A 12,193-nucleotide genomic window follows, 5' to 3' on the forward strand; every position below is an offset into this window, starting at 1 on the left:
TTCCAAAGAAAGAATAGCCCCTGTGCAGACTGCTTGCAGGGGCTATTTTTATAAAAAAATACTTACTTTTATACCTTATTTATCGTCTTAACGATGGCAGCGTCCGCAACCGCCACAGCCTCCACAACGACCGCAGCCTCCACATCGGCCACAGCCTCCGCAACGGAAGCAACCGCCACAACGGAAACAGCCAAAGCAGCTAAAGAAAGGGAAACCGAAACCGAAGCCAAAACATCCTCCAAAACCGCCGCCTAAACCTACACCGAAAATCCGTTCGTCACCAGCATTATAATACTGATTTTGATCCCATGTGACTGGCTGGGTTGCCTGGAAATCACTCACATTAAGTCTTTGTAGTTCACTGTGAAAATCATTCATCATCTACATAACCTCCCAAACTATTTACCATTGGCTCTCGAAACAAGAAACAAAAACAGTCGAGCTTCCCACGAAAGCTTTTGTATACAAGATAAACACATTCATAATTGAGAATACTCCCCAACAATTTATGTACTCTGGATGGGTATTGCTACTGATACAAAAGCCTAATTTGGTTGGATACTAAAAGAATGCTGAATGTACAAACAAATCAAAATGTCTAAGAAAGGGGTTTTATTGGACATTTCGGGATGAGGTCGAAGTCAAAATGTCTAAGAAAGAGATTTTATTGGACATTTCGGGATGGGGTCGGAGTCAAAATGTCTAAGAAAGAGGTTTTATTGGACATTTCGGGATACGGTCGGTGTCAAAATGTCTAAGAAAGAGGTTTTAATAGACATTTCGGGAGGTGGTCGGTGTCAAAATGTCTAAGAAAGATGTTTTAATAGACATTTCGGGAGGTGGTCGAATGCAAAATGTCTAAGAAAGATGTTTTAATAGACATTTCGGGAGGTGGTCGAATGCAAAATGTCTAAGAAAGAGTTTTAATAGACATTTCGGGAGGTGGTCGAATGCAAAATGTCTAAGAAAGAGATTTTACTGGAAATTTCGGGATGTGGTCGAAGTCAAAATGTCTAAGAAAGAGATTTTATTGGACATTTCGGGTTGTGGTCGAATTCAAAATGTCTAAGAAAGAGGTTTTATTGGACATTTCGGGAGGTGGTCGAAGTCAAAATGTCTAAGAAAGAGGTTTTAATGGACATTTAGGATTGTGGTCGAAGTCAAAATGTCTAAGAAAGAGGTTTTATTGGACATTTAGGATTGTGGTCGAATTCAAAATGTCTAAGAAAGGGGTTCTATTGGACATTTCGGGTTGTGGTCGAAGTCAAAATGTCTAAGAACGAGGTTTTATTGGACATTTCGGGATGTGGTCGAAGTCAAAATGTCTAAGAACGAGGTTTTATTGGACATTTCGGGATGTTGTCGGAGTCAAAATGTCTAAGAAAGAGGTTTTATTGGACATTTCGGGATGTGGTCGAAGTCAAAATGTCTAAGAAACAGGTTTTATTGGACATTTCGGGATGCGGTCGGAGTCAAAATGTCTAAGAAAGCGGTTTTTTTGGACATTTCGGGATGGGGTCGGAGTCAAAATGTCTAAGAAAGGGGTTTTAATAGACATTTCAGGATGTGGTCGGAGTCAAAATGTCTAAGAAAGATGTTTTAATAGACATTTCGGGAGGTGGTCGGTGTCAAAATGTCATCAAAAAATGATCATAAAAAGCACCTGATCTCACAGGTGCTTCACAGTACTTACACTATTCTTCGCCCGCTTTTACCAAGAGCGTAATAAATTCCATGCTGAAGTGATTGCAGGCATTCATACTTCTTAAGGCTGGTCATCGTTTGCGAGATTACCATTGCCAGTTCGGCTGATATTCCTACTAAAATTACTTCTACCCCAAGCAGACGAGCCGCGGAACCTAGACGATCAATTAATTCAGCAGTATATTGCGATATGTCTTTGTTCAACCCTGTCAAATCCAATAGAACGTATTTGGCTTGATATTTTGGCAGGTTATTTAATGTGTTAACGATTAAATCTTCAGCACGGTCCTCATCATATCTTCCAATCAAAGGGACAACAACAATGCCATCAAGCACTGGAATCAGAGGTGAAGAAAGTTCCTTTACCAAATCCTGTAGCATTCTTGTTTTTTCTTCTACAAGGGCTTCTAGCTGTAAAATTTCTTGAGCTTCTTTTCTCCTTGCCATGTCGCGAATATTCTGCTGAATGTCAACCTCATATGGAAAATATTCAACAACAGTATAGGGATTAGTTTCACTTTGATGCTCAATGATTTTATACCAAAAACTCATGCCAAATAGACCTGTAAAAACACCCGCATAGTGTGAAGGCACAAATATCCCTTTTGGGTCCTTATTCCCTAATTGGTTCATTTTATATTCCCAGTCATCTTTAATGAATAAGGTGAAATGCTTTGTATCCTCGTCCATTTTTTCTATTTTGACATATCCCCATCCAGCGGGTACGTATGTATTGGACAGCCAATCCACAACATTGGAGGTATTAATATCTTTCATCTCTTTAAATCCTTCGCCAACAATGATGCCCTGGCGGAACCCGGTAGTCTCTAATACCAGCTTCGTCGCCTCTACACCTGAGATATCATTAATCGTATCAAAAAACGTTTTCATTGCCGAAACCCAGAAAAATACTACATCTCCACCCTCAAACAGTACTTCGCCGGTATTCAAATCCCACTTCAGTTCCACTCCGCCAACAACAATATCCTTTTTCATCTCCATTTAAATTCACCCACTAGTCTTAGAGTATGTAATAAATTAAAGTAAATCGGGCATTATGTCTGTTATTCGCTTTTCACCAATTCTTTTCCTTCTAGTTTGGCGAATTTTTGGAAGTTGGGACATTTCTCATGCTTCCATTAACGATTGGTCATTATACACAGAAAAGAAAAAACTCCTTAATCCAGCCGGAAATAAGGAGTTTTTTCAGATGAATCTTATAACCTGGCTATCGCGTTTAATGCAATTTGCGCCTCTGCTTCGATCGCTTTAACGACTAGTTCTGTATGTGGATCGTATTCTTCTCTAAGCTCTGCATCGGCATAGCCATCGATTGCAAGGATAGCTCCGCTTTTTACGCCCTTTAACGAAGATATGACAAACAATGCGGCGTTTTCCATCTCTACCGCAAGGACGCCTGCCTTTTTGTATAACTGATGCGGGAAGTCAATGACACCGGAGTAAAAGGCATCCAAAGTCAGTGTAATTCCTTCCTTCACTTGTATATCCCCGCCGAAATCTTCAGCAGCATGACATAAAGCTTCTATTATATATCTGTCAGACACAGCCGGAAAACCAGGAGGAACGATTTGCTTTGTCAGGCCATCGGTGCTCACAGATGCTGTGCTGATCACAATGCTGCCTGGAGTTATTTCCTTTTGATAGGATCCTGCAGTTCCGACCCTGATTAAGTACTTTGCCCCGCCCATGATCAGTTCTTCAAAGCAAACTGCTGCGCCTGGTGCACCGACACCATGGCTTACAACCGCTACTTCCTTCCCATTCCACTTTCCCGAGTAGCTGTGATACTCGCGATTTTCTGCCAATAAGCTAGATTCTGTAAGCAATGAAGCAATCTTTTTGGCACGATTCGGATCGCCGCAGACAATCACTCGTTCAGGCAGATTTTCCGGGTTTATTTTTAGATTTGGCAGCTGTTTAGTCAAAATCTTTTCTCTCCCATTCATCCTCTGGAATAGGCAGGTCCTCTCCCGAGAAACGCTCCTCTTTAAATGGGTCTCCGTTTATGTGGAAACCATTTTTCTCCCAGAAGCCTGGTTTGTTTTCATCAATGAATTCAATCCCGCGGATCCATTTTACGCTTTTCCAAAAATATAGATGAGGGACTACGAGCCTTAATGGCCATCCATGTTTGTCTGTCAGAGGTTTTCCCTCAAAAGAATGCGCAAGCAGGACATCGTCTCGGTCCAAATCGCTTAATTCGAGATTAGCAGTATAATCCTGGTCTGCATGGAGCATAACGTATTTGCTGTTTGGATTGATGCCGACTTCCTTTAAGAAGTCGCTGAATTTCACACCTGTAAAAGTATTGTCAAAACGAGACCAGCGAGTTACACAATGGATGTCAACCGTCACGGAGGTTTGTGGCATCTTCATAATTTGCTCATAAGTAACGACAATCTCTCGGTCCACAGCACCAAATACCTTCAAATCCCATTTTTCAAGATCATAATCAGGCACTTCTCCTTCATGAAGGATCGGAAACCTTTCTGTTAACGCCTGCCCGGGCGGCAGCCGTTTTGATAGTGCCGGATCGACTGCAGGTACTCTTGTGCGTTTAATTCGTTCTGCTTTGTTCAAACTCATCCTGTCATCCTCCTATCTTGTACTTTGCTGTCCAGACAGCTGTGAATCCGAACCTTTATCCTTCAAAAAGAACATCGCTATGATCGTGATCAAATATGGCAGCATCGCTGTAAATTGAGTTGGCACAGAGAATCCCTGGAGCCTGACGCTGAGTGCATCCATGAGCCCGAACAGCATACTCGAACCTAAAATTCCAATCGGATGAGATTGTCCAAGCATCATCGCAACAAGGGCAATAAATCCTCTTCCGGCTGTCATACCCTCAGTAAACATCGTAACCTGGCCCAGTGAAAGCTGTGCTCCAGCCAATCCGCACAATACACCGCTCATCAGAACAGCACCATATTGAATCGCAGTCACCTTTAACCCCATGCTTTTTGAAGCGGAGAGATTTTTTCCGACTGCCAGGAGACGGAATCCAGCAACGGTTCTATATAGATAAACATAGAGAAGGATCGCTGCTAAAAAGGCTATGTACACTAATGGCGAGTGCCCTGATATCAGCTTGCCGATTACCGGAATATGTTCAATCAATGGAATGTCCCATTTAGGGAGGCCCTCCATGTTTTTATCATAATAAGCTCCCTTTACATCAAAAAGCGCCCTCAACAAGAATGTCGTAAGTCCAAGTACAAGGAAGTTGACTGCTATCCCTGCTACAATTGCATTTGCCTTGAATTTAATCGTAACGATGCCGAAAAGCAATGAGACCAGGACTGCTCCTGCCGCTCCACTTAAGACTGCAACGAAAACACTGCCGCTGTAATGATTGCCGACAATTGCTGAAAAAGCTCCCGCCAGGATGAGTCCTTCCAATCCGACATTAAAAATCCCTACTCTCGCACATAAGGCTCCGCCAAGCGCTGCCAGCAAAATCGGGCTGACCATTCTAATCGCTGATATGAACAAGGAATAATCAAACAGATCCATTGGCTGCACCTGCTTTCTTTCGAAGATTCCACCAGTTGAAGGTGAATTTTGCCGAGATGAAGAGAATTAACACTCCCTGGATGACACTGGCTATTTCCAATGGTACTTCCGTGTTGCGTTCCATTCCCATCGCCCCTGTTTGCAATGCAGCAAGCAAAATCGCTGCAACAGCAGTCCCAAGGGGATTCGAGTTTGCCAGCAGGGCAGCCATCAAGCCAGTCCATGCGTAGCCAGGCACTGTCAGCGCTCCCTCCACATAACGGTATTGTGAACCAAGAACCTCGGCCGTTCCTGCAAGTCCGGCAATTCCACCGCTGAAGAACATGCTGACAAACAGCACCTTCGTTTTGTTGATTCCGCCGTATTCGGCGAAGAAAGGATTGTGACCCAGCATCCGGACTTCATATCCCGCTGAAGTGAACCGCAGAATGAAATATAGGATTATTGCACATATGATTGCCATGATAAAACCAAAGTGGAGGCTCATTCCCGGAAATAGCTTTGGCAGCCATGCAGCCTGGCCAAGCATCGATGTCTGTGCCAGAGCGGCTGAGCCTGTTTTATCCTGAAAAGGCTGTGCCACTAGATAGCCTGCGAATAATACTGCCACATAGTTTAATAGAAGCGTTGAAATCAATAATTGGATTTTGAATCTTGCTTCCATCCATGCAGCCAGGAGCGCCCAGAGTCCTCCTGCCAAAATTCCTGCTGCCAGTGCAGAAAGAATCTTGACGATTCCAGGTCCTGGAATAAAGAGAGCAGCAAGTGCTGCAGCGACTGCTCCTAAAACCATCTGGCCTTCTGCACCGAGATTAAACACACCGGCACGGAATGCAAGTGCCAGTCCTACTCCGATAAAAATAATTGGCGTTGCCCGGGCAAGCGTCGCGGTAACAAAATAAAAGCTGCCGAATGCTCCATTCCACATGACTTTGTATGTATCCCACACGGACTCGCCGATAAAACTGATGGCAAGCGCCCCGGTCAGTATGCCAATCAATACGGCTAGCAGGGGCTGTGCTAATGACTTAAACGATTGCTGCAGTATTCTTTGAAGCTTCATTCTCTTTTCCTCCTGCCATAAGCACACTCAGCTTTTCTTCTGTTGCATCCTTCCGGTCCAGCAATCCAGCAATTTTACCTTCATACATGACGGCGATTCTGTCAGACAATGCCATGATTTCAGATAGTTCCGATGAGACGAGCAATATCCCATCCCCGTTGTTCCTTTTAGCTAAAAGCGCTTCATGGATATATTCCATCGCTCCGATATCGACACCGCGCGTAGGTTCTGCTGCAATCAGGAAATCTGTTTCAAAACCAAGCTCGCGTGCAACAATCAGCTTCTGCAAATTACCGCCGGATAGATTGCCTGCTTGATCATCCATTGATGCAGCCTTAATTTCAAAACGTGATATCCATCCGCTAACTTTGCTGCGAAAAGCGTTTTTTAATAGAACTGAATTTCTATTAAACTTTTTCTGCTTGTAATAGCCCATCAATCCGTTATCAACTATAGATCCTTCTTTAGCCGCTCCCCAAAGATAACGGTCCTCAGGGATATGTGAAATCCCAGCATTCCTTCTGAAGGCTACTGTTGTACCAGTAACATCTTTACTGTCTAAAAGGATGGAGCCTGCATCTACTTTTTTCAATCCGGAAATAGCCTGAATGAGTTCCGATTGACCATTGCCAGACACCCCGGCAATGCCCAGGATTTCTCCTCGGTTAACCATTAATGAGACATTGTCCAAAACAGGTTTTGAGCTATTGATTCCTATCGTTATTTCTTTAACTTCGAGAAGCGGAGCTCCCTCAAGCTGGTCCCTTTCGGAAAGCTCCTGCAGTTCCCTGCCGACCATCAATTGAGCGAGTTCATCTGCTGTTGTTTCTGCTTTCTTTACTTGACCAGTTACCCGTCCATTGCGCAGGACAGTAATCTGGTCAGCCACCTTCATGACTTCGCGCAGCTTGTGGGTAATTAGAATAATGCTTTTCCCCTGGCTGGCCAGGAACCTCACTGTGTTTAAAAGTTCATCAACCTCAGCAGGCGTCAATACAGCAGTCGGCTCATCAAGAATGATAATATCTGCTCCTTGATATAATACCTTCAAAATTTCGATTCGCTGCTGTTCACCCACTGAGCAGTCACCGGCTTTCCTGGCAGGATTCACGGAAATCCGGTACTGTTCAACAAGCTTTTGCACTGCTTCTGAAGCTGCTTTTCTATTAAAAAAGCCATAGCTTTTTGGCTCCCTGCCAATGACAATATTCTCCGCTACTGTAAAGTCAGGGAAGAGCATGAAGTGCTGATGAACCATGCCAATACCATGTTCGATTCCGTCTTCAGGTCCTGTAAAATGAACGGACTTACCGTTCAGGAAAATCTCACCACTTGTTGGCTGCTCAAGTCCATAAAGCATTCTCATTAACGTCGTTTTTCCCGCTCCGTTCTCACCGACAATCGCTAGTACTTCACCCTTTTTGAGCTTAATCGATACTCCGTCGTTAGCAAGGAAATCACCATATTTCTTCGTCATGTCATTCATTTCTAAGCGGTAGGTCATTGCCTTCCCTCCCCGGTACAAATGGAAACCGACTACATACGCAGTCGGCTTCATGTTTAATTGTTAAGGCTCTTTTCGAAAACTTTGTTGCTTTCACAAGCAAAAGTATTACGAGTTTTCATGCATTCCCTGATCTCCTCGAAAAGAGCTAGAAGTCATGAGATATACGGGAAGAAAACTTAGTTCGAAAAACAACAATCTCTGCGAAAACAGCCTTTTTAAAGATTAATTGTTTAATGGATTTTTAATTTCTCTTTTACCGGAAATAATCTCTTCATAAAGTGCTTTAACCTGGTCAATGACTTCTTGGCCTACAAAATCATTCAATGGAGTTTTACTTTCATGAGTAACATATGTCAATCCAACACCCTGTTCTTTAAGACCGTATTCAACAACTCCTGCCTTGAAGGAATCTTCTGCAAATGCTTTTACTGTTTCATAGGCTGCAGCATCTGTTCCCTTAAGTTGTGAAAGAACGACGTGCTCTGGATCAACTTCAGTGCGATCCACGTCCTGCCCTGCTGTAAAGAAGCCTTTTTCCTTTGCTGCTTCAAACACACCAAGATCTCCAACGGCCGCTGCTCCAGCGATGAAATCAGCACCCTTTGATGCTTGCAGGAATGCCAGCTCCTTCGCTTTGGCTGGATCTGTAAAGGTTCCGACATAGTTTACCAGGAACTGAGCATCTGGATTGGTTTCTTTTAAGCCCTCTTCAAACGCAACTGTCCATTTTTTCAAAAGCGGAATGTCCATCGCTGCAACCATTCCGACTTTGTCTGTTTTAGTAGAAAGTCCCGCTGCTGCTCCTAGCAGGAAAGCTGCTTCGTATTCACGGAAATTTACGCTCTGTACATTTGGCAGGTCGACAACCGTGTCGATGATCGCAAACTTGCGGTCTGGATTTTCTGTAGCGATTTTCTTTAAAGCATCCTCAGATTCAAAAGAAGAAGTGATGATCAAGTCATAGTTTTCTGCGACAGCTACGCGAAGATTTTCTTCAATCGCGGAATGATCAGTCGATTCAATTGTTTTCACTTCCACGCCAAATTCCTTTGCAGCCTCTTTTGCTCCCTCGTCCATCTGCTGGAAGAAAGGGTTTACCCCAATTTTTTCTGGTAAAACAAGTGCGATTTTTTTCTTGTCATCCTTCGATTTTGAATTTTCTGCTCCTGATGAATCCTCAGCTCCACATCCAGCTACAAGTAAAACTGATAGTAATGCAAACAAAGCCAATAGTTTTTTCATGATGTACTCCCCCTAAATTAATTGTTCGTTTTTTTACAATATGTATGTTACTAACTTACATGATTACCTCCAACAATACAATAAAAAGCGTATGATTTAACCGCAAATAGTTTTATCGTTCGTATTTAACCTAAATTACCCATTAAAAAACCTCTTCCCACAGAAAAAGGAAGAGGTTTAACGAACAAAAGTTCACTCTTCCTCATCTTTCAGGACAAATATGTCCTGCAGGATTTGGCACCATTCTATTTGTAAAAAATAGCGGTTGCCGGGCGTCATAGGGCCAGTCCCTCTGCCTCTCTTGATAAGGAAATAGATATGTAGTTTTATGGTTAGTAACACAATGATATTGTAAACTTAGATTTATTATAACGAAAAATTTTAAAGTTTCAAGCTATTTGATAAAAAAACTTTTTCACTTTAAAACAATAAAGTTATTTTCTTTATTCGACTGAAAATTTGAGTTCATTGGCCGTTCCGATATAACTCAATAGAGTTTAATTTTATAAATGATTATATAAAAACAGGTCTCCAAAAGTCAGTGAAACATGATAAATTGGAGACCTCTTTAAATTAGCCATAGCCAAGAAACTATATTTTTTCACCATTAGTTGCGATGACATCCTTATACCAGAAGAAGGACTTTTTCTTTTTCCGTTCCAGGGTTCCACTGCCATCGTCATGTTTATCAACGTAGATGAAACCATAACGTTTTGAGAACTCCCCCGAAGACATGCTTACCATATCAATGCATCCCCAGCTTGTATAGCCCATAAGCTCAACTCCATCTTCAATGGCTTCACCCATTGCCCTGACATGCTCTCGAAGGTAATCAATACGATAGTCATCATTAATGGAGCCATCTTCCTCTACCTTGTCATATGCCCCCAGACCATTTTCCACGACAAAGAGAGGGATTTGATATCGGTCATATAGTTTATTTAAAGAAATCCTTAATCCGACCGGATCAATCTCCCATCCCCAGTCACTTGCTTGTAGGAATGGATTTTTCACGCCGCCAATAATATTCCCCTGAGACGCTTCTTCAGGTGACTTCACTTTCTTTTCGGTCCGGGACATGTAATAGCTAAAACCAACATAATCGACAGTACCTTCTTTGATTAATTCAAGGTCGCCATCTTGTATCTCCAATTTGATATTGTGTTCCTTAAAGTAGCGCTTAATGAAAGCTGGGTACTCCCCGCGTACTTGTACATCTCCACAAAAATAATTGAACAATTGCTCTTCCTGAAGGGAATAGAGTACATTTTCTGGATTGCTGTCAAAGGCATATACAGGCGCGAAAAGAATCATACAGCCTATTTTGGAATCTGGAATAATCTCGTGGCACTTTTTTACAGCAATACTGCTGGCCACAAATTGATGATGGTATGCCTGGAAGGTAGATTGATATTTATCCTCTTCTTTTTGAATCGAAAATCCAAGTCCCTGGATCGGCATCACCAGGCCACTGTTGATTTCATTAAAAGTCATCCAGTACTTAACTTTATCTTTGTAACGATTAAATATCGCATTCACATATCTTTCAAAGAACGTAACCACTTGCCTGTTTCTCCAGCCGCCATATTCTTTCACAAGGTAAAGAGGCATTTCATAGTGTGAGATGGTTACAACTGGCTCAATACCATGTTTGTGCAATTCATCAAACACACGATCGTAAAAAGCCAATCCTTCTTCATTTGCCTCTAACTCATCGCCGTTTGGAAAAATCCGTGTCCAGGCAATCGACATCCGGAATGACTTGAAACCCATCTCCGCAAACAAGGCAATATCCTCTTTATACCGATGATAAAAGTCAATAGCTTCATGATTTGGATAGGTGTATTTATCGTGATTGATTTCAAAGTCAAAACCCGGATTCAACAATATGTCATATCGCTCTTTCCCGCCAGGAAGAACATCGGCTATATTTAAACCTTTATTCCCTTCTTTAAAGCCGCCTTCCATCTGATTGGCAGCTGTAGCCCCGCCCCATAAAAAACCTTCAGGGAATTGATATTTATTCATTTAATTACCTCCGATTCTTTCCAAGTTAATAATGGCTTATTAACCCCTTTTTATAAGAGCCCTTAAAGACCTTAATTGAATCATAACTACACCTAGTACAATAGTAAATATGGCTAGAGAATCTTGTTTTTAATAACAACAGTAGTAACCAGTTACAAAGATGTAACACCGCGTTTCCATTATCGTATTTATGTTAAAATAAAAAGGATGAGTTTTTCTGAATAATGTTAGAAGGAGTTCCCAATTATGTTCACAAATGAAATGATCGCTTCTTTTAATGAGACAGAAACGTCTTTATATAACTATATAAGTCAAAACAGCGAGAAAGTCGCTTATATGAGAATCCGTGAATTAGCTGATGAAACCCATGTATCGACTGCAACGATTTTACGTTTTTGCCGAAAAATTAATTGCGAGGGTTTTTCAGAATTTAAAGTTAAGCTGAAACTGCAATTAAAAGAGAATAAAAAAACGATAATAAAAAGTTCCCATCATTCGGTTGAAGAATTCTTTGAGCGGACGTTAAAAGGTGATATCGAGGAAAAAATCAGGGAAGCTGCAAGTCTTGTTACTCAGGCTGAAAATGTTATATTCATTGGAATCGGAAGCTCTGGAATACTTGCCGAATACGGTGCGCGATACTTCTCAAGCTTAGGTACATTTTCGTTATATATTAAAGACCCACACTTTCCGATTCACGCGAAACTTCGTTCTAACAGTGTGACGATCGCTTTATCAGTGTCAGGAGAAACTAATTTTACGGTTGATCATCTAAATCAGCTGAAACAAGAAGGCAGTAAAATCATCAGTATCACTAACAATAAATTGTCAACCATCGCAAAAATATCTGATATTAATATTCCTTATTATGTAACCGAGGAATTTTTTGAAGAAGCGAACATCACTACACAAGTACCCGTTGTTTATATTCTGGAATCCATGGCTCGATATATATATAAACTTACTCATTAATTGTTTGACTAAACAATTCTTGGGACAGAAAAAGAATTTATTTGACTCAAGTGTCAGGGAATTCAGTCAAGCCCAGTATTATGTGTAAAATCATTCCTTAGGAAAATCAAGTAATACAGTTGTTATGTTTTTGATGTACT

General features: G+C 41.7%; 10 protein-coding genes and 1 riboswitch. Of the genes, 1 reads left to right on the forward strand and 9 read right to left on the reverse strand.

Annotated elements, in window-relative coordinates; translation table 11 throughout:
* Positions 1–87: 87 nt before the first annotated feature.
* The 9 genes from M3204_RS15770 to M3204_RS15810 form a co-directional block, all read right to left on the reverse strand.
* Positions 88–381: a heterocycloanthracin/sonorensin family bacteriocin gene (locus M3204_RS15770; RefSeq protein WP_435371090.1), complete on the reverse strand. Its 294-nt coding sequence runs from the start codon at positions 379–381 to the stop codon at positions 88–90.
* A gap of 1,308 nt (positions 382–1,689) precedes the next feature.
* Entirely contained in the window at positions 1,690–2,706 is a 1,017-nt protein-coding gene (locus M3204_RS15775; RefSeq protein WP_251483513.1) for an STAS domain-containing protein, read from the reverse strand.
* Between the two features lie 215 nt (positions 2,707–2,921).
* Positions 2,922–3,650, reverse strand: coding sequence for a nucleoside phosphorylase (locus tag M3204_RS15780; protein ID WP_251483516.1), 729 nt, complete (start codon positions 3,648–3,650; stop codon positions 2,922–2,924).
* Positions 3,643–4,305, reverse strand: coding sequence for a sulfite oxidase-like oxidoreductase (locus M3204_RS15785; RefSeq protein WP_251483573.1), 663 nt, complete (start codon positions 4,303–4,305; stop codon positions 3,643–3,645). The genes M3204_RS15780 and M3204_RS15785 overlap by 8 nt, the downstream gene beginning before the upstream one ends.
* Before the next feature lie 18 nt (positions 4,306–4,323).
* Entirely contained in the window at positions 4,324–5,241 is a 918-nt protein-coding gene (locus M3204_RS15790) for an ABC transporter permease (RefSeq protein WP_251483518.1), read from the reverse strand.
* Positions 5,228–6,304: an ABC transporter permease gene (locus tag M3204_RS15795; RefSeq protein ID WP_251483521.1), complete on the reverse strand. Its 1,077-nt coding sequence runs from the start codon at positions 6,302–6,304 to the stop codon at positions 5,228–5,230. The genes M3204_RS15790 and M3204_RS15795 overlap by 14 nt, the downstream gene beginning before the upstream one ends.
* Positions 6,270–7,808 carry an ABC transporter ATP-binding protein gene (locus M3204_RS15800; RefSeq protein WP_251483524.1) on the reverse strand — a complete coding sequence of 513 codons (1,539 nt, stop codon included), beginning with the start codon at positions 7,806–7,808 and terminating at the stop codon, positions 6,270–6,272. Before M3204_RS15800 ends, M3204_RS15795 begins: the two co-directional genes overlap by 35 nt.
* 225 nt (positions 7,809–8,033) lie before the next feature.
* Positions 8,034–9,053, reverse strand: a complete 1,020-nt coding sequence (locus M3204_RS15805) for a BMP family protein (RefSeq protein WP_251483527.1) — start codon at positions 9,051–9,053, stop codon at positions 8,034–8,036.
* Between the two features lie 199 nt (positions 9,054–9,252).
* Positions 9,253–9,364: riboswitch (SAM riboswitch) on the reverse strand.
* Positions 9,365–9,644: 280 nt separating this feature from the next.
* Positions 9,645–11,081: a glycoside hydrolase family 1 protein gene (locus M3204_RS15810; protein WP_251483530.1), complete on the reverse strand. Its 1,437-nt coding sequence runs from the start codon at positions 11,079–11,081 to the stop codon at positions 9,645–9,647.
* A 246-nt stretch (positions 11,082–11,327) separates the two neighbouring features.
* Here M3204_RS15810 and M3204_RS15815 point away from each other — a divergent pair, with 246 nt between their 5' ends.
* Complete coding sequence (locus tag M3204_RS15815) at positions 11,328–12,053, forward strand: MurR/RpiR family transcriptional regulator (protein WP_251483534.1); 726 nt, start codon at positions 11,328–11,330, stop codon at positions 12,051–12,053.
* Positions 12,054–12,193 lie beyond the last annotated feature (140 nt).

Source organism: Mesobacillus subterraneus (genome assembly GCF_023715485.1).
GTDB classification, from domain to species: Bacteria; Bacillota; Bacilli; order Bacillales; family Cytobacillaceae; genus Mesobacillus; species Mesobacillus subterraneus_B.

Excerpts from the sequence above, each read along its gene's own strand:
- M3204_RS15795 (WP_251483521.1), bottom strand. The coding sequence starts at position 6,304 with ATGAAGCTTCAAAGAATACTGCAGCAATCGTTTAAGTCATTAGCACAG.
- M3204_RS15805 (WP_251483527.1), bottom strand. The coding sequence starts at position 9,053 with ATGAAAAAACTATTGGCTTTGTTTGCATTACTATCAGTTTTACTTGTA.
- M3204_RS15815 (WP_251483534.1), top strand. The coding sequence starts at position 11,328 with ATGTTCACAAATGAAATGATCGCTTCTTTTAATGAGACAGAAACGTCT.
- M3204_RS15800 (WP_251483524.1), bottom strand. The coding sequence starts at position 7,808 with ATGACCTACCGCTTAGAAATGAATGACATGACGAAGAAATATGGTGAT.
- M3204_RS15770 (WP_435371090.1), bottom strand. The coding sequence starts at position 381 with ATGATGAATGATTTTCACAGTGAACTACAAAGACTTAATGTGAGTGAT.
- M3204_RS15790 (WP_251483518.1), bottom strand. The coding sequence starts at position 5,241 with ATGGATCTGTTTGATTATTCCTTGTTCATATCAGCGATTAGAATGGTC.
- M3204_RS15775 (WP_251483513.1), bottom strand. The coding sequence starts at position 2,706 with ATGGAGATGAAAAAGGATATTGTTGTTGGCGGAGTGGAACTGAAGTGG.
- M3204_RS15810 (WP_251483530.1), bottom strand. The coding sequence starts at position 11,081 with ATGAATAAATATCAATTCCCTGAAGGTTTTTTATGGGGCGGGGCTACA.